Raw genomic sequence first — 17,931 nt, 5'->3', positions numbered from 1 at the left:
ATAGAGCGAATAAAATTAAACAAAACTTAGAAGCTCGTAGAGCATTTAGAAGGACAAGAAGAAATAGAAAAACAAGGTATAGAGCACCAAGATTTTTGAATCGCAAACGACTTGAAGGATGGTTACCCACCATCAATTCAAAGCATAGTGGATAATGTCAAAAATTTTATAATAAAACTTAAAAAGTTATGCTATATAAAGACAATCTATATAGAAACAGTAAGGTTTGATACTCAATTAATGCTGAATCCTTTAATTGAAGGAGTAGATTATCAACAAGGCACTCTCTTAGGGTATGAAATTCGTGAGTATCTATTATATACTTATGGTCATACATGTCAATATTGTAAAGGACTCACGAATGACCATCAATTAGAAATTGAGCATAAGTATCCTAAATCAAGAGGAGGTTCAAATTCTATTAGAAACTTAACCTTAGCTTGTAGAACTTGTAACCAAGAAAAAGGAAATAATACACTTGATGAATGGGTGCAATCTCTAAGTAAATCAAAGTTAGATAAAGAAAGAGTAAAAAATATAAACTCAATCTTAAAAACTAATAAACCAGTAAATCTAAAAGATACTGCCAAAGTAAATAGTAGTAGGAATGCTGTTTTAAGAGAAATGTATAAATTAACTTCTGATGTGGTAGTCTCTACTGGAGGAGTAACTAAACATAATAGAGTAAAAGCTAACTTGCCTAAAACTCATTACTATGATGCTTTGTGTGTTAAGGAAACGCCTAAAATCAAAATACACAAAGGGTTGAAGGAGCTATATATAAAATCTATAGGAAGAGGTACAAGAAGCAGAACATTATTAAATAAATATGGTTTTCCAAGAGCATATTTACCAAGACAAAAACAGTTCTTTGGCTATCAATCGGGGGATATGGTAAAAGCTAATATACCAAAAGGAAAATATATAGGTCAATATGTATCAAATGTAAGTTGTAGAAGTACAGGTATATTTGCAATCTATTCAAAGAAACATGGCAAACAGATAGATGTAAACCATAAATATTTAAAACTAATACAAAAAGGTGATGGTTATAGATATGAGTTAAAGGCTCTTGCTTAATAGAAAGAGGGCAAATTCCTCACACCACTGAAGTAGCGTGTCCCCTTTTGCCTTTTTTATGGAAATTTAAATTATTATGTTATGGCTAAAGAATTATATGAAGAAGTAAGACAAGATATCCCCTCTGAGATAGGTGTATATGAATACTTTGGAGGCCTCAAATGTATTAAACGTGCAACCAAACAAATCCTAAAGATTGATGAAGATATACTTAAGTATAGCATGATACGTTCTCTATCAAGAGACAGTGATAAACTATACAATACTGAAAATGAAAATTATATAAACAACTTAAATAACAAAATAAAACAGTGTGTATCCAAAGAAAGAGAAGCCCAGGTAAAATATAACCTTTTAGAAGATGCAATAAGAGAAGAATTTGGCAGTCCTAAATTAAGAGAATTAAAGAATAAGTATTTTTAATTATAGCTTAATTAGATGATATAATATATATAATTAAGGGGTTTTATTTAATGAAAATAAAGGAGGAATATCATATGGATAATTTAAAAAAAGGTCAGACAGTATATTTAAAATATGGGGACTATGAAACAAAAAAAACAAAGGATTTAAAAGACTTATATACAGAAGGTATTATAGAGAATATTGGGCGTAAATATATAACTGTTACTGTAAAAGGTTCTTCATATAAATTTGATAAAGATTCTTTAAATCAAGTTACAAACTATGCTCAGGATTATTACTTGTATCTTAGTGAAAAGAATCTTTTAGATGAAATTGAAACTGATTCTATTCTTGAAGAATTACGTTCTCAAATTGGAGTTCATTTTTATAGTAATTGTAAACTAAATATAGACCAGCTTAGAAGAATCAAAAAAATTATGGATGAAAATAATACAGTTGAAACAGAAAATAAATATATATAATTCAAATTTAAAAACTCAAGAATAATTTAATATATATTGAAACTTAAAAGAGTATTGTTTTAAAATAATACTCTTTTAACATATATAATAAACCAAATAAGCTCATTTTATCTACTAAATTGATCTCTTACTTTTCTATCTGTACGAATTACTTCTTTCATATATTTTAATATGTCAACAAGCATTCTTGTCTCATATTCATCACAGTCCTCAAATAGTTCTTTAGCTTCTCCCTCAAATACAATTTTAGAATTTAATATATTATCACATAGCAATGCATCTATATTAATAGAAAGAGCATTAGCAATATCAATTAAAGTAGGCAAACTTACCTTTGTTTTTCCAGTTTCAACATTACTTAGATGTGATGGGGTTATATCTATTTCATTAGCAATTGATTCTTGAGTTATACCTTTTTTAATTCTTGCAATTTTTATCCTTTTTCCTAATGCCTTATAATCCATTTCCATATTACTATTTCCCTTTCTGTTTTTTTATATTGTAACTATTTGTAGAGTATATTATAATAATCTGTATAAAATATAATTTCATGTAGTATATTTTAGATTAAATTTACTTGAATTCAACTTTATTTAATTAAGATACATGTAAATATAACCATAGAAAGGAAATTATTGTATATATGACTGACTCTAAACAAGAAATAGAAAACTTATTTAAAATTATTGCTAATGAAAAAGGTATTTCTGAAGAAGATGTTAAAAAAAAATATCTAAAACAATTGAATTTATTAAAAATCATCCAGACATAAAAAAAAGAAAATGGTTTAAAAACCATTTTGGGAATATAGTACCTTCTCCAGAAGAATTTATTCATGAAATATTTAAGAATTTAAATTGAATGGCCTTTTTCTTGCAGACAAGATGAAAACTATATTATAGATTAATATTTATAAAAAAAAAGCTATCTAATTTAATAGATAGCTCAAACAATGTGTATAACAATAAGCTTTGAATTGTTTTTAAGATTTTTAACCTATTATATTTTTTTTATTTAAAATACATTAATACATATATATAATAACATATAAAATATACAATTATCAATATTTTATATAGTCAATATTTATATAAATTAAACTATTTATTTATTAGAAGCAACTCATTATATTTTTTATAATTTATATAAAGAGAAAGAGTATTTTTCTAACTCTTATTTATGGATATTAATTTATATATTTGAGCCCTTGCTCCTGAACAATGTTCATATGTCTTTGTTCCCCCTTGGCCTCCTGTCATTCCCGAATAATAATCTTTTATAAACCAAATAACAATCTCATCATTCTCTTTTTGTTCAATTGGATTGGTTGCAGATAACCTTGAAAATTCTTTTACTATTTTTTTCCCTATCCCATTTGAGTTCCAAACAAGATCATTTAAATCAATTAAAGTTGCATCATCTCCATATAACCTTTTTAATAATTTTACTGACTTTCTCACAAGACAATCTGACATATCTTTAAAAAATTGTGGAGAGTCTGAATTTAATATATTTAATGCCATAATCGTATTTTCTATAGCTTCATCTTCATCTCCATATAATAAATCCCTATCTTTTACTACGTTTTGCCAATATTTATTTTTATATTTTTCTTTTTCAAAGCACAATTTTATTTTATTGCAATATTGGCATTTGCATACTTTTGCTAAACTAATATTTAAATCTAATTCATTTAGTTCTTTTTTTATCACACATACCTCCTAAATTTTTATTTATTTTTATCAATATATACTATATATTCTTTTTTTATAACTAATTGAACTTCACATACTAAATTCAACTTCTCCTATATACATTTTTAGGAATAAAAAAGACCCCTTTACTAAAGAGTCCTTTTTATTATTAGAGTAATTTTATATCCAAATTTTAATCTTCTTCCTGCATTATCACTAAATAATATAATTTTTCATATTTCTAAGTCAATAAGTTTTTTAATGACTATGTCCATTTTGCTCTAATTCTACAACATTCAAATCTCTTATTTTCTCTTTAGATAAGTTAAAGTTATCAATATTTACATATTCCAAAACTAACCCATTTTCTTTTTACTGCTTGTAATCAGATTCTATATATTGCTTCATTAAATATTTTATCCTACTATACAAATTCTAAAGCTTGTGTATTTTGCTTTACTGCCTCAATACATATCTCATCAGTTTGATTTTCTACATATCTAAGTGCTAAACCATTATGCTTAACTGCTTCAAGACAAATTTCCTCTGTTTTATATTGAGCGTAATTTAGAGCTAAGCCATTTTGTCTTACTGCCTCTAAACATAATTTAGGAGTTTGTTCTTTTATATATTCTAAAGCTAACCCATTGTTTCTTACAGCTTCCATACAGACCCCTTCTGTTTGATTTTCAATGAATTTAATCATTCTTCCATCTTTTTTAACTGCAATTAAACAGATTCCTTCTGTTTGATTTTTTACATATTTTAAGGCTTTAGCATTTTGATTAACTGCTTCACGATATAAAATAGAAATATGTTCTTTAGTTAAATTTAATTCATCCCAATTTACATATTTAAGAGCTAATCCTTTTTTTCTTACTGCTTCAAGACACATTATATAAGTCTGTTTTATTACATCTCTAAGAGACATAGGATTTTGTCTAATTGCTTCTAAGCATATTTTATTCGTTTGATTTTCTACATATTGTAAAGCCATTCCGTTTTCTCTTACTGCTATAAGACAGATTTCTTCAGTTTGCTCTTCTATAAATACTATATCCATTCCATTTTCTTTTACCATTTCTAAATCTATATCATAATTATTCATGTCTTCTCTCCTTTTAAGACTCTATTTATTTGAACTATTGTTTTTATATATTATACAAATACTTTTTTACAAAATTAATTTAGACATTTGAATCCTAAATCCTAAACAATGCTCATAAGTCTTTGTGCCTTTTCTATTGCCTGTCATACCTGAATAATAGTCTTTTAAAAACCAGGTAACTATTTCTTCATTTTCTTTTTGTTGTAAAGAATCCTTTACAGGTAACTTTGAAAAATCGTTTCCTATTTTTTTGCCAATCCCGTTTGAGTTCCAAATAAGATTATTTAAATCAATTAAAGTCATATTATCCCCGTATAACCTTTTTAATAACTTTACAGACTTTCTAATAAGGCCATCTGACATATCTTTAAAAAATTGTGGCAAGTCATAATTTGATATATTAAAAATAGTAACTATACGTTCAATTATTTGATTTTCATCACCTTCTAATAACGTTTTGTAAAATTCTTCATTAAAATCAACTACTATTTTTTCTGATTCAATATATATTCTATTTATATATTCCATAAATCTCCTACTAAAGTTTTTTGTTTTCAATAATACATATATTTTATTTTTTTTATAATAAATTTAAATATCTAAATCCAAATTTGCTTCCTTAAAAACTTTATCAGTTAAATTGTTTACATATTGTATATTTTCCTTGTCTTCTCTTACTGCTATTAAGCACATTTCTTCCGTTTGATCTTTTACATACTGAAGAGCTTTTCCATTCTGTTTTACTGCCTCTAAGCAAATTTCTTTTATTTGTTTATTTGAAATCCTATTTTTTATTTTCTTTAATACCATATATAATTTACTTAATCTTCTTTTATCAAGCAAATAAAGCTCTGTTGTTCTCTTATTTAAAAGCTTGAACCATTTAATATATCTTATGGCCAAACCATCTTCTTTTACTGCTTCTAAACAAATTTCTTCTGTCAGATCTTTTACATACATTAAAGCACTTACATCATTTCTTATTGCCTCTATACATATATTATAAGTTTGTTCTTCTACATACCATAAAGCTAATCCAGCCTGTTTTACTGCCTCTAAACATATCCTTGGCGTTTGTTCAATAACATCTTCTAAAGCTAATCCATATTGTTTTACTGCTTCTAAACAAATCTCTTCGGTTTGATTTTCTATAAATATTAAAGCTAATCCATCTTGTCTTACTGCTTCTAAACAAATCTCTTCAGTTTGATTCTTTACATACTCTAAAGCTAATCCATCTTGTCTTACTGCTTCTATGCAAATCTTTTCAGTTTGATTTTTTACATACTTAAGTGCTCTTCCATCTTGCCCAACTGCCTCAAGACATATCTTTTGAGTCTGTTTCTCTACAAATTCTAAAACTAATCCATTTCTTCTAACTGCTTCTAAACATATTTCTTCTTTTGGGTTATCTATATTCTTTAACCAAAAAGGATTTCTCCTTACTATTTCTAAGTCATCTTCATATATTTTCATTTTTTCTTTATCTCCAGATATTCATATATTTTTGTTATAATATTTTATAATTTATAGCATAAGATATAACACTTTAAAGTATTATATTTCAAAAATAAAATAGAGATTTTATGTAAAATCTCTATTTTGTACAGAATATCTTAATTTATCCAAATATCAACCAACTAATTAACTTAGATAGCTTTTTAAACTTAATTAATACCACTTAAAAAATCCATATACTTTTCTCTATTTGGATTTTCTAACTGCTTAAATAGAGATGAATTCCTATCAAATGTTGAGAACTCAATGCGTTCAATCCTATCATTATCAATCCATTTTATAAATTCATCTTTATTTATATTATCTTTTGAATTAACTGTAAATCTCCATTCGCCATTTATTTGAATTGCCACTACTTCATCCTTAAGAAGGTAATCAAAGAAAGTTTTATATTTAAACATATTTTTGTATTTTTCTCTGTCTTCTTCTCTTATATATGCTATTGCTCTACCACTTCCTCTTATGGCCTCTAAATATAGATCATTAAGTTGTTCATTAGAAAATTCTTCTTTTAATTCGTCCCACTTTACATACCTTAAAGCCCTACCATTTTGCTTAACTGCTTCTTTACATATTTCATAATCTTGACAGTCTACATAACAAAGATTTAATCCATCATGAGACACTACCTCTAAACTTCTTTCTTTTGATTCTATTCCTAACGCTTCTAACTCACTAATAATTATTTCCCCCATATTTTTTCTCCTTTTTAATATATTTATTTTTCTAAATTAATTTATATTGACTATTTTGTAAATTAAATATTATAATGAAAGTACAGAAAATTAATTTTTTTTACATAAAGTATTTACTTTTTTGTACCACTTTTTAAAAAGTGGTTTTTTTTATTGTATAATTATTAATATTTTCTTTATTTTGAATTTGAAACTTCTAATTGTTCCAAAAACTTTGTATAAGCTATTTTCTCAGTTGTTCTATACTGAACTTCTAAGTATTTTTTGAACTCTTCTTCAGTAATATTTTTTTGATTTCCTATATTAAATAGCCACTTTTCATCTATTCTAAATGCTATTAATTGCATATATTCATCTGTATCTTCTAAAATTTTCATGTTAATCAGTTTCATGTACTTTTCTTTATCTTCTATAATATCTAAAACTCCAACATTTTGTTTTATTGCTTCAATATGGATTATTTTTTTCTGGTCCTCTGTAAAACCACTATCCCACTTTATACATTTTAAAGCCCTACCATTATTTCTAACAGCTTCAATGCACACTCTATAGGTTTGATTATTTACATCTTTAAGAGTATATCCATTTCTTTTAACTGCTTCAATACATATTTCTTCTGTTTGATTTTTTACAAACTCAAGAGCAACAGGATCTTCTCTTACTGCAATTAGACAAAGTTCTTCTGTTTGATTTTCTACATATTTTAAAGCAAATCCCCTATTCTCCAATGCCTTTTTACATAAATACTTGTATTTCTCATCAGACAATGAAAGTAAACTCCATGGTACATATTTTAAAGCCAATCCAATATATTCAATAGCCTTTATACATATATTCTCTATTTGTACTTGAGTTAAGTTCATTAAATTGTAAGATAAATACTCTAAAGCAAATCCAGTATTACTAACAGCAATTAAATATATTTCATAAATTTCTTCATTAGAGAAATCTAATTCATCCCATTTTATATCTCTAATAGCTAATCCATATCTTTTAACCGCAAGTAGACATATCTCCTTAGTTTGAACCTTAGAATATTTAAGAGCTTCCCCATTTTGTTTAACTGCAGTAATGCAAAGTTTTTCTACATCTTCTATAGGTAAATTAAGTTCATTCCATTTTACATATTCTAAAGCTAATCCATTTTGATTAACAGCAAGCAAACACATTTCAAGTGTCTGTTTCTTTGCAAATTCAAGTGCAAATGGACATTTTTTTATTGCGATTAAACACATTTCATCAAGCTGATCTTTAATTAACTCAAGAGCCATTCCCGATTGCTCTAAGGCAATAAAACACATTTCATCTGTTTGTTCTTCTATTTGTCCCAATGTATACCAATCTCGTTTTAACATTTCTATATAGATATCTTTTTCTGCCTCTTTCATACAACACCCACCCTTTTTAATCTTTATTTTTTAATAACCTTATAATTTATTCATTATAGTTTTTTTATTATTTTTCATAATAATTATTTCTTATATATTTATATTAACAAAACATGTTGCTATTTTAATAGCTTTCTTTGTTTTTTATTGTTTTGATTTAATTCTCTTTCACATATTTCCAATATCTGTTTTTTATCTTTTAAATATAAGTCTTCTTCTTTTAATATGAAATTAAAAGAAAGTTTTCTTCCTCTACTAACAATATCTCTATACATTTCATCTATTGATATATCATTCATTATTTTTTCCCCATTTCTATTTTTAGTTAATAGTATCTAAAAAATCAATATAAGCTTTTCTATGAACATTAACACCTCTCTTTAAGTTAAATCCACCATTTTCTGTATAAATTCTATTAATGAACTTTTCCTTAGTAATATTTTTCTGGCAACCTATAGTAAATAACCATACTCCATTTTCTTTAATGGCTATTATACTTCTTACTTTATCTTTACCTTTAAAAATTCTAACACCAAGTTCATTTAAGTTTTTATCTCTTACATATTCTAATGCAAATCTACTTTGCTTGATCGCTTCTAAGCATATTTTATCTGTTTGGTTCTTTACCCAATATAAAGATAATCCATTTTTTTTAACTGCTTCAAGACATATTTCATCAGTCTGTTCTTTTACAAATGGTAAAGCTCTTCCAGTATTTCTAACTGCCTCTATACAGATTCTTTCGGTTTGTTCCTTTACAAATGATAGAAGAGTGCCATATTCCCTTACTGCTATAATACAAATCTCTTCTGTTTGATTTTTTACATACTGAAGTGCTTCTCCATTTTGTTTGACTGCTTCTTTACATAACTCCTCAGTCTGTTCCTCTACAAACTCTAAAGCATATCCATTCTGTTTGACTGCCTCTATACATAAGCTATATATTTGTTCTTTAGTTAAATTAAGTTTATCCCACTTTACATACCCAAGGGCCTCTCCACTTTGTTTTACTGCTTCTTTACATAATTCATATATTTGTTCTTTAGTTAAATTAAGTTTATCCCACTTTACATATTTTAGTGCATCTCCATTTTTTCTAACTGCTATTAAGCACCTTTCATATGTTTGTTCTTCTACATATTGAAGTGATAATCCATAATTTCTTACAGCCTCAAGATATAGTTCATCAAGCTGTTCTTTTAAAAATCCATCTAATTTCACATATTTAAGAGCAAAGCCATCTTGCTTAATTGCTATAATACATAAGTTATATATTTGCTCATCATTTAGATTAAGTTCATCCCACCTTACATCTTTAAGCAACACCCCTTTTCGCTTTACTGCTTCTATACACATCTCATAAGTTTGGGTTTGTGCATATTCAAATTCCCATGGATTCCTTCTTATCCTATTTAAACTTACTTCCTTCATTTATATTTCCCCCTTTTAAATTTTATTTTTATAATACTTTTTTTATATTTATCATATTATTTTTTGATTTTATTTATAATAATTATATCAATTTTGTTGTTTATATAAAATATAATTAATTGAGTTAGTTATATAATTAGCTTATCTAATACCAAATAAATAAAGAGAGCTATCTTTTAATTTAGATAGCTCTCTTTGCTCTGTGAATTCCATTATATCCACAATCTTCAGTGTATACTTTGTCTTACTGTTTCTATACAAACTAATTCTTTTTTTCTTTAAATAAATGAAACTCATCCCCTCTTGCTTCTTGTAAGGCCCATCCTGTTTGTTTTACTCCTTCACAGCAAAGCACTTCTGTTTGGTTCTCTTCAATACCTTTTTCAAGACCAGCTTTTTTTAAGCATTTTAATAATCTTTCATAATTCATAACATTCTCTCCTTTTATTATATTAATTTTTTATGTAAAACACTTTTTATTTAATAAAAATAACTAAATTTAAATTCCTCATCTTCTAAGCATCACTTTTTAACTAATTCAGTATACAAAATATCCTTTTGTTCATCTGTAAGGTTAATACCTTCAACACTAATAAAGTAAAAGGGTAAATTGTAGTTTTTACGATTACTTAATGTAGTAGAGTATATTTTATTTTCTTTCATTTTATTTTCCTCCCCTTATCCTAATTAATTATATATTTATAAAGCCCATATATTTTCAACTTCTTCATCTGTTAAATTAACTGAATCAAATTTAATATATTTAATTGCCTTTTTAACATTCTTAACTGCTTCTAAACATATTTCTGTTGTCTGTTCCTGTATGTATTTTAAGGCAAAGCCATTATTTCTTACTGCTATAATACATAAATCATGAATCTGCTTTTTAGTTAAATTAATCTCATCAAGTTTTATATACTTAAGCAATAAACCATCTTGATTTAATACTTCCATACATATGTCAAAGCTTTTCTCATTAACATATAATATAGCTACAGGGTTTTGCTTTATTGCTTCTATACACATTTCTTTAGTCTGATTTTTTACATACATTAGGGTTTGCCAGCAAAACTTAATTGCATCCATGCACATTTCCTCTGTTTGATTTTCTGTATCTTTTAGCAAATCAATATACTTTTTTAATTCATTATAACTTTTATTTTCTAATAAACTATTTTTTTCTACTTTCTGGTAAAGAGAAAACCCCTCCTTCTCTTCCAGTAATACCTCTTCCATTTCAATCTCTTCTAATGGTTCAAAACATAGAGAAACTCCATCTTTTTCTGCTAATATAATAGAACTTGCTTTGCATTTTTCTATACTTTTATTCATAATATACCCCTCTCCTATTTTTATTTTCTCGGACTATTTATTATTTTTATTATATCATATCAAAATTTCCTTTATTTATCCAACTATCAATTATTCTTTTATTACTATTAAAAATATCCTTATCTATTTGACATTGTATATATATTCCTTTTATTTCTTCTTCAACATCTAATATCTTATTAATATCAACCATTATTTTCTTTAGCTCTTCAATTGACAAATTATCCTTACCTTTATTTTCTAATTCAATAATTTTTCTACATAAAAGATAAGATAACTCTCTTTTCCCATATGATTTAGATCCTTCTATATTATCATCTTTTAAATTTTCTTCATCATGAAGTCTTGTAAAAAAAGTACATTCTGTTATATTCTTTAAGCCTTGCATTTTTCTTTTCTTACACCATCCGTTATTGTTATCTTTACAATCTTTGCATAAGTAATTTTTAATCATCTTAACCTCCCAAATATATTAAATTTTTAATCCAATTTTGTAATTTTGTTTGTTATACTATATAACTTACTTTTTTATAACTTCTTTTAAGGAATTTCTTAGATTACTTGAAAAATCTATTACACCCATTTTTAATTCAATTAATAGCTCTTTAAAAATCAACAAGACATCTGTCTTTAATTCATTTGAAATTTCTTCTATAAGTGACTTTATTTCCTTAATTAAATTATCATTTTCATAGGATTTTTTCTCTTGGATTAGAATAACTGTATTTGGTTTATTTTGTTTTACTAATTCAAGACAGTCTTCATAAGTTTGTTTTTTTGAGATATTGCTATCTAAATTATTACTTACCATAGTTTTGTCTTTTACATATCTCAAAGCTCCTTTGTCTTGTTTTATAGCCTCCATACATATCCTTTTTGTTTGAACCTTTACATATTGAAGTGCTAAAGGTTGTTGTTCTATAGCCATTAAACAAATTTCTTCGGTTTGCTCTTTTATATCTTTTAACAAATATCCATTTTGTTTAATAGCTTCTGATAATATTCTATCAGTTTTATTTTTTACATATATAATATTTTCCCAATCTTGATTGATAGCTTTAATACACATGTCTTCAGTTTGATTTTCTATAAAATGTAGATTTGCCCCATTATGTTTAACTGCTTCTAAACATAATTCTTCTGTTGGATTTTTTATATGTCTTATTGCCTCAAATTCCGTAATAGTCTCTTTAAACAATCTATCTTTTTGAGTTTTTGTTAAATTTTCAAAAATATATACATATTCCAAAGCACTACTATTTCTTTTTACTGCTTTTAAGTATAAGTTATATATTTGTTCTTCTGAGAAATTAAACTTGTCCCAAATAACAAATTTCAAAACTTCTCCATTACTGCTGACAGCTTCTAAATATAAGTTATAAGCTTCTTCATTAGATAGATTAAGCTCATCCCATTTTATATCCTTCAAGTTATAACCATTTTCTTTAAGCTTAAAAATATATTTATTATATAACTCGCTATTTAATCCCATATAATATCCTCCCTAATTAATGTTTTAATATTAATATCCTTGATAAATTCAAATTCTTCACGATATATAAAATAGGGCCTCCTATAAGAAACCCTATTTTATATATTTACAAATTGATTTAAAAATTTAAGATAAAATTTTCTATGAACATTTACACCTTCTTCTGGATCAAATCCACCATTTGTATTATATATCTTATATATAAAAGTCTCTTTAGTAATATTATCTTGGCAACCTAATGTAAATCTCCATACTCCATCTATTTTCATAGCTACTACTCCTCGGACTTTTCCACTCTCAACTAAAAATCTGATATCAAATTTCTTGATGTATTTCCTTGCATCCTTTATGTACCTAAATATACTTCCAGTTTGTTTTAAGGAATTAATACATATTTTTTCTGTTTGATTTTTTACATAGAAAAAAGATTTTACGTCTTGATTAATTGCCTCTAAACAAATAGCTTCTGTCTGTTCTTTCACATATTGTAAAGCATGTCCAGTTTGCTTGACTGCTTCTATACTAACTAACTCTTCTTTTTCTTTAGATAAATTAAGCTCATCCCATCTTACATCCTGTAAGGCCCATCCATTACTTCTAACTGCCTCAAGGCAAACTTCTTCTGTCTGATTCTTTACATAACCAAGTGCCAATCCATTACTTCTAACTGCTTCAAGACAAATCTCTTCTGTCTGTTCTTCTATAAATTGTAAAGAAAAACCTGATTGTCTTACTGCTTCTATATAAATATCTCTCATTTGTTCGTCTGAAAGATTAAGTTCTTTTTTATTTATAAATTTTAAAGAATAACCATCTTGCTTTACAGCCATTAAACATAATTTATATGTTTTATCTTTTACATATATTAAAGACCATGCTTTTCTTTTTACTGCTTCAATACATACTTTTTCTGTTTGTCTTTTTACATAATATAATGAATTTGTATTTTCAATAACTGCTTCTAAACATATTTCTTCAGTCTGATCTTTTACATGTTTTAAGGCTAACCCATTCTGTCTTACTGCAATCAGACACATTTCTTCTGTTTGATTATCTATATTCTCTAAATAAAGACCATTCTCTTTTAACATTTCTAATATTTGCCCCATAATATCTCCTACCTTTTAATTCTTTTTTATATTCATAGTTTTATTATATAATATTTGTATACTTTTTTCCACTTTTTGTTGACTATATAAAATATTGCACTTTTTAAAAATTGATGCTAATATTGAATTATACAAAAGTCTGACTTATTAACTCAACCTGATTAAAATAAAAGAAAGGAGAGCTACTCATAAAAAATTGAGCATATTTTAAGTAGCAAAACGCAGGAAAATGATCTTATTAAAGACTATTTTATTATTAATTATTACATTTTTTTTATTAATAATTGTTCAACTTATTTTTTATTTAATTTTAAGAAGTATACGTTTTTTTAAAACAAATAATATATATAAGAAAATTAATGTAGATCCTAATTATAAAAAAGAAATGTATTTTTTTGCACACGAATATTTTGATATTGAAGCTGAGTTTCTAATACCTATATATGGAATCCAACTTATAATAAAAAAGTTTCATAATTCATTTTCAATTTTATCAAGTGATAAAATTTTAATAGAATTATCAAGGGATTATGTAGAAAGCTTAAAGATAGATTCTTTTATAAAAAATAATTTAAGCAAAGAAACAAAAAAAGAGCTAATTAATAAATATGAATTTGACCTCTCTATATTTAGGGAATTAGATTATAACAATGTATACTATACCTTAATTATTCGATTATTCCTGGAATTAAAAAATACGATTAAAACATATAAAAATTATGTTGCCAATGGAAGGTCTGAAATAGTTAAAGAAATAGATGAGTCTATTATAGAATTTCTAAACTTTTACAAAAAAGTATATATGAATAAAAACAAAAATTTATCTAAAGAAGAAGAATACATGTTAGATAATCTAAATAAGTATAAATTACTTATTAAAAATATAGAGGAAAATATATCTATTCATAAATAAATCAAATTATAAGGAATTATTAAAAATATACTAAATTTAATTGCCCTTCTTATCTTTTTAGTTAAAAAACAGAACTTGGACACATCTAAAAGGATAAGGGGTTCTAATATTAAGTTTAAAGGTAATAACAAATATAAAAAAGAGGGTCTCACCTAAGTATATATATTATTAAAAAATTCAAAGATTAGGAGAAAACAGGATGATAAATGTGACTAACCATGCATTAAGAAGATATGTAGAAAGAATAAAAAAATGTGAGAAAGATTGTATAGAGCAGGATCTTAATTTTAACAAAGAACAACATCAGAAAGATTTAACTAAGATGTTTGAACAAAGCAAATTAATTTATACAGGACGTTTTAATGATAGGTACACTGAAACGAATTTTAGATTAGTAGACAATATTATCTTAATAACAGATTTAAGAGATACGAAAATAATAACATTATATAAAATAGAATATGGGTTCAATAGAGAAATTGATTTGACAATAATTAGAGAATTAATTAAAAAATTAGATAGACATGAAAAAGAATACATTAGCATAATGCAAGAAACATCATCTGAAAAAGAAAAATTAGAAGCTGATAGAGAAAATTTAGTATCTGAAATAAAAACATTAAAAGAGGCTTTAGATGCCATGAATGAAAGTTTAATAGCCCTTAATAAACACATTGACACATTTTCATATAAAGAAAAACAAGCTAAATCAGAAATGGATATAACTGCAAAGAAAATAGTTTATAGTAATGTATACAGGAAAGAAATGTTAGAGTGTATACATTAAAAAACATTTAGAAAAAGTTTATCTAATAATAAGGTTGTTTTTAGTTAATAAAAACTTAATAAATATAATAAAAAAGGAGTGAGATAAAATCTTTATTTTCGAAATTTTAATTTTATACATTTTTATTTGCATTGTTCAAACCATATTAGCTATAACTATAAGAGAAATATGTTATGAATGTATATTTTATAAGTGCATTTATAAACAAGTTGAAGTCAGAGCAGATTACATTAATAAAATGAATTCATGGTTGAGAGAAGAACGTGTTCTTTCTGATGACCTTATTTTCCCAATTTATGGACTTTTTAGTACAATCAAAGAACTAAAAAAATTCTATTCTAAAATATTAACATGTGATTTTAAAGTAAAATTATCAAAGCATTATATATATTTATTAGATATGGGAGGGTTCATCACATCAAATTTGAAGAAAAATACTTTTAATCAACTTGAGAAACAAAATATTTTCAATTGCTCTTTCTTTGAATAATTAGATTGTACAAATATATATTACAACCTAATTATTCAGTTATTTTTATCTCTAAAAGACAATGTAAAAAATTTGAATCAAATTACAGATGAAAATATAATAAGAGCAAAAAACAAAGCTATAATATCCTTTTTATTTATTTTCAAAAAAATGTATATAAATGGACGCAGTAATGAATTATCCGAAAAAGAAAAAAAGGAAAAGGATTCTTTAAACAATTTAGATAACTACTGTTTGCTTATTAAAAATATAGAAAAAGACATATTTAATAATAAAGAAGAAGTCATTTAAATTAATAAATGACTTCTTCTTTATATGCAAAGAGATTTTAATATTCTACATCTATTAATTTTTTTTTATCTTTTAAGTATTTTTCTATACCATCCTCTATTCCCACTCTTAGGTTAGCTAATTCATCGCAAAATTCATCGTTATCAGAAGGATTATTTACATCAAATTCTTTAATATATTCTTTTGTAAAAATTGAATTAGAATATGGAATATATATCATATATTCTATTTCTATTTCTTTGTACCAATAATTTTCACTTATTTTAAATTTTACCTGTAAGCCATTAATAAAAGTAGTAGTTTCTTCAAAATCTACTATTTTTTGGTCTGGTGAAATTACGAAATACCATTCCTCAATAAAGAAATCTCCCATTTTTATACACTCCTTCCAAATACTTTATAATTTTATATTAACATAAAATTAAGTGGCTTTAAACTTTTTAAAATTCTTCTATTTTATAGTATTTTTGAGCTAATCATCTATAATATCTAATATCTATCGCATCCCCACTAATCTTAATCTATTTCTGTTTTAAAATAAATTTAAATACTCCACTCTAATTATATCGAGATTGGAGTATTTAAAATATTTATAAATAATAATTTTAAAATAAAGCACTTTAGCTAAAATTTAAGAAGTATCCTCTACATAAAAAATATTTTTAATTTTATCTAACTAAATCATATAAAGAAAGAAGTTGTTCTTCATCTAATTCACAATCACTTAAATCTAATAAAGATTCAATTTCAATATCCTTAGCAAAAGAATATATTTGAGCTAATACAACTTCTAACCCTTCAGCTATATCTTCTAACTTTTCATCTTTTATTAACTCTTTTATAGTATATATAATGTCATCAATCAATTTATTTTTTAATATATTTTTTGATGCCATTTTATGCATTAGTTTCTGAAGAGAAATAAGATACTTATTGGTAATGTGTCCATTTTTATTATAGAAATTGTATGCCTTATTAATACAACTAAAAGCTTCTCCCATGATTTGAGATATAATCTCATATATAGCATTTATGCTATCTTTTTTAACTTCTTCTCTAACCTTTTCTTCTAATTTCTCATCAAACAAGCCAATATTTTCCATTATAGGGAAAGCCTTTAAAGACGTTTCAACATAAAAACTATTATAATATTTATCTTTTGTTGGCATTTTTTTCATTATTGTTTCTTTTATTTCTTCCTTTGAAATTGCAGATAATGCTTCTAATGAGTTATCTAATTTAGCTTCAAACGAACTCATTAAATTATTCCAAATAGAAACAACCTCATCTCTCAATTTAAAGTATTCCTTTTTTTTCATTTCAACAAAGTCTTCATATTCATAATAAACTTCTATTGGCATGTATTTACCATAATAACCAATTGCCATTTCCATTTTTTTTGTTCTTAAAGAACTTTCTATTGTTGCTAATTTTTTCTCATAGATTTGAGGAATAAAGCATAATGCTCCTGGCTTCATATAATCAGTAAAAAAAGATTTTAGTTCCTCATTTTGTTCTATATCTACTCCAAATAAAGCAGGATTTATTTTAACTTTATTTCTATGTCTACCAACATGTACATCAACACTTACTCCTTGTTCATTTAAATATTTATCAATATTTTCTATTGTTACGTTTTTATCTTTTAATCCTTGTAATAACTCATTTGTTTTCTCTTCATTTCGCTCTCTTTTAATCATAATAAGTTCCCCCTTA

Annotated in this window: 26 protein-coding genes; 9 read left to right on the top strand and 17 right to left on the bottom strand. The window is 25.3% G+C overall.

What is annotated here, in order from left to right; all coding sequences use genetic code 11:
- The first annotated feature begins 14 nt into the window (after positions 1–14).
- The 4 genes from IC214_RS20995 (at position 15) to IC214_RS20745 (ending at position 1,967) form a co-directional block, all read left to right on the top strand.
- Positions 15–155, top strand: coding sequence for an RRXRR domain-containing protein (locus tag IC214_RS20995; protein ID WP_413926687.1), 141 nt, complete (start codon positions 15–17; stop codon positions 153–155).
- Positions 112–1,080 (top strand): RNA-guided endonuclease IscB, encoded by a 969-nt coding sequence (gene iscB / locus IC214_RS20755; protein WP_227861010.1) that lies wholly within the window; start codon positions 112–114, stop codon positions 1,078–1,080. Before IC214_RS20995 ends, iscB begins: the two co-directional genes overlap by 44 nt.
- A gap of 81 nt (positions 1,081–1,161) precedes the next feature.
- Entirely contained in the window at positions 1,162–1,503 is a 342-nt protein-coding gene (locus IC214_RS20750) for a hypothetical protein (RefSeq protein ID WP_227824932.1), read from the top strand.
- Positions 1,504–1,577: 74 nt separating this feature from the next.
- A complete protein-coding gene (locus IC214_RS20745) occupies positions 1,578–1,967 on the top strand; it encodes a hypothetical protein (protein ID WP_227824933.1) in 390 nt (129 codons plus the stop codon).
- A 107-nt stretch (positions 1,968–2,074) separates the two neighbouring features.
- Here the strand turns inward: IC214_RS20745 and IC214_RS20740 are convergent, their stop codons facing one another.
- Positions 2,075–2,437: a helix-turn-helix domain-containing protein gene (locus IC214_RS20740; RefSeq protein ID WP_227824934.1), complete on the bottom strand. Its 363-nt coding sequence runs from the start codon at positions 2,435–2,437 to the stop codon at positions 2,075–2,077.
- Between the two features lie 173 nt (positions 2,438–2,610).
- On the opposite strand from IC214_RS20740, the gene IC214_RS20990 reads away from it, so the two are divergent.
- Positions 2,611–2,739 (top strand): hypothetical protein, encoded by a 129-nt coding sequence (locus tag IC214_RS20990; RefSeq protein WP_255613225.1) that lies wholly within the window; start codon positions 2,611–2,613, stop codon positions 2,737–2,739.
- A 394-nt stretch (positions 2,740–3,133) separates the two neighbouring features.
- Here IC214_RS20990 and IC214_RS20735 read toward each other — a convergent pair whose 3' ends face one another.
- The 14 genes from IC214_RS20735 to IC214_RS20670 form a co-directional block, all read right to left on the bottom strand.
- A complete protein-coding gene (locus IC214_RS20735) occupies positions 3,134–3,679 on the bottom strand; it encodes a conjugal transfer protein TraG (RefSeq protein WP_227824935.1) in 546 nt (181 codons plus the stop codon).
- Positions 3,680–4,085: 406 nt separating this feature from the next.
- Positions 4,086–4,769 carry a DUF4116 domain-containing protein gene (locus IC214_RS20730; RefSeq protein WP_227824936.1) on the bottom strand — a complete coding sequence of 228 codons (684 nt, stop codon included), beginning with the start codon at positions 4,767–4,769 and terminating at the stop codon, positions 4,086–4,088.
- 66 nt (positions 4,770–4,835) lie between these two features.
- Positions 4,836–5,297 (bottom strand): conjugal transfer protein TraG, encoded by a 462-nt coding sequence (locus IC214_RS20725; RefSeq protein WP_227824937.1) that lies wholly within the window; start codon positions 5,295–5,297, stop codon positions 4,836–4,838.
- Between the two features lie 63 nt (positions 5,298–5,360).
- Positions 5,361–6,245 carry a DUF4116 domain-containing protein gene (locus IC214_RS20720; protein ID WP_227824938.1) on the bottom strand — a complete coding sequence of 295 codons (885 nt, stop codon included), beginning with the start codon at positions 6,243–6,245 and terminating at the stop codon, positions 5,361–5,363.
- A 191-nt stretch (positions 6,246–6,436) separates the two neighbouring features.
- The gene (locus IC214_RS20715; protein ID WP_227824939.1) at positions 6,437–6,982 is read right to left on the bottom strand and encodes a DUF4116 domain-containing protein; all 546 of its coding nucleotides are present in this window, start codon (positions 6,980–6,982) and stop codon (positions 6,437–6,439) included.
- A gap of 176 nt (positions 6,983–7,158) precedes the next feature.
- Positions 7,159–8,370 carry a DUF4116 domain-containing protein gene (locus tag IC214_RS20710; RefSeq protein ID WP_227824940.1) on the bottom strand — a complete coding sequence of 404 codons (1,212 nt, stop codon included), beginning with the start codon at positions 8,368–8,370 and terminating at the stop codon, positions 7,159–7,161.
- Between the two features lie 119 nt (positions 8,371–8,489).
- A complete protein-coding gene (locus IC214_RS20705; protein ID WP_227824941.1) occupies positions 8,490–8,669 on the bottom strand; it encodes a hypothetical protein in 180 nt (59 codons plus the stop codon).
- Positions 8,670–8,691: 22 nt separating this feature from the next.
- Positions 8,692–9,801: a DUF4116 domain-containing protein gene (locus IC214_RS20700; protein ID WP_227824942.1), complete on the bottom strand. Its 1,110-nt coding sequence runs from the start codon at positions 9,799–9,801 to the stop codon at positions 8,692–8,694.
- Between the two features lie 262 nt (positions 9,802–10,063).
- Positions 10,064–10,231, bottom strand: coding sequence for a hypothetical protein (locus IC214_RS20695; RefSeq protein WP_227824943.1), 168 nt, complete (start codon positions 10,229–10,231; stop codon positions 10,064–10,066).
- Positions 10,232–10,323: 92 nt separating this feature from the next.
- Positions 10,324–10,464, bottom strand: coding sequence for a hypothetical protein (locus IC214_RS20690; protein WP_227824944.1), 141 nt, complete (start codon positions 10,462–10,464; stop codon positions 10,324–10,326).
- Positions 10,465–10,500: 36 nt separating this feature from the next.
- Entirely contained in the window at positions 10,501–11,133 is a 633-nt protein-coding gene (locus IC214_RS20685; RefSeq protein ID WP_227824945.1) for a DUF4116 domain-containing protein, read from the bottom strand.
- A 49-nt stretch (positions 11,134–11,182) separates the two neighbouring features.
- Complete coding sequence (locus tag IC214_RS20680) at positions 11,183–11,587, bottom strand: hypothetical protein (RefSeq protein ID WP_227824946.1); 405 nt, start codon at positions 11,585–11,587, stop codon at positions 11,183–11,185.
- A gap of 66 nt (positions 11,588–11,653) precedes the next feature.
- Positions 11,654–12,625 carry a DUF4116 domain-containing protein gene (locus IC214_RS20675; protein WP_227824947.1) on the bottom strand — a complete coding sequence of 324 codons (972 nt, stop codon included), beginning with the start codon at positions 12,623–12,625 and terminating at the stop codon, positions 11,654–11,656.
- A gap of 98 nt (positions 12,626–12,723) precedes the next feature.
- Positions 12,724–13,734 carry a DUF4116 domain-containing protein gene (locus IC214_RS20670; RefSeq protein ID WP_227824948.1) on the bottom strand — a complete coding sequence of 337 codons (1,011 nt, stop codon included), beginning with the start codon at positions 13,732–13,734 and terminating at the stop codon, positions 12,724–12,726.
- A 385-nt stretch (positions 13,735–14,119) separates the two neighbouring features.
- Between IC214_RS20670 and IC214_RS20665 the strand changes: the two genes are divergently transcribed.
- The 4 genes from IC214_RS20665 (at position 14,120) to IC214_RS20650 (ending at position 16,215) form a co-directional block, all read left to right on the top strand.
- Positions 14,120–14,647, top strand: a complete 528-nt coding sequence (locus IC214_RS20665; protein ID WP_227824949.1) for a hypothetical protein — start codon at positions 14,120–14,122, stop codon at positions 14,645–14,647.
- A gap of 199 nt (positions 14,648–14,846) precedes the next feature.
- Positions 14,847–15,434: a hypothetical protein gene (locus IC214_RS20660; RefSeq protein WP_227824950.1), complete on the top strand. Its 588-nt coding sequence runs from the start codon at positions 14,847–14,849 to the stop codon at positions 15,432–15,434.
- A 238-nt stretch (positions 15,435–15,672) separates the two neighbouring features.
- Complete coding sequence (locus tag IC214_RS20655; protein WP_227824951.1) at positions 15,673–15,924, top strand: hypothetical protein; 252 nt, start codon at positions 15,673–15,675, stop codon at positions 15,922–15,924.
- Positions 15,925–15,996: 72 nt separating this feature from the next.
- Positions 15,997–16,215, top strand: a complete 219-nt coding sequence (locus IC214_RS20650) for a hypothetical protein (protein ID WP_227845574.1) — start codon at positions 15,997–15,999, stop codon at positions 16,213–16,215.
- A 37-nt stretch (positions 16,216–16,252) separates the two neighbouring features.
- Here the strand turns inward: IC214_RS20650 and IC214_RS20645 are convergent, their stop codons facing one another.
- Both IC214_RS20645 and IC214_RS20640 read right to left on the bottom strand, forming a co-directional pair.
- Complete coding sequence (locus IC214_RS20645; protein ID WP_227824952.1) at positions 16,253–16,588, bottom strand: hypothetical protein; 336 nt, start codon at positions 16,586–16,588, stop codon at positions 16,253–16,255.
- A gap of 295 nt (positions 16,589–16,883) precedes the next feature.
- Positions 16,884–17,915: a hypothetical protein gene (locus IC214_RS20640; RefSeq protein ID WP_227824953.1), complete on the bottom strand. Its 1,032-nt coding sequence runs from the start codon at positions 17,913–17,915 to the stop codon at positions 16,884–16,886.
- Between the last annotated feature and the right edge of the window lie 16 nt (positions 17,916–17,931).

The organism is Clostridioides sp. ES-S-0190-01 (assembly GCF_020658275.1).
Classification (GTDB): Bacteria; Bacillota; Clostridia; order Peptostreptococcales; family Peptostreptococcaceae; genus Clostridioides.
This window is presented reverse-complemented; position numbering and strand designations above follow the sequence as displayed.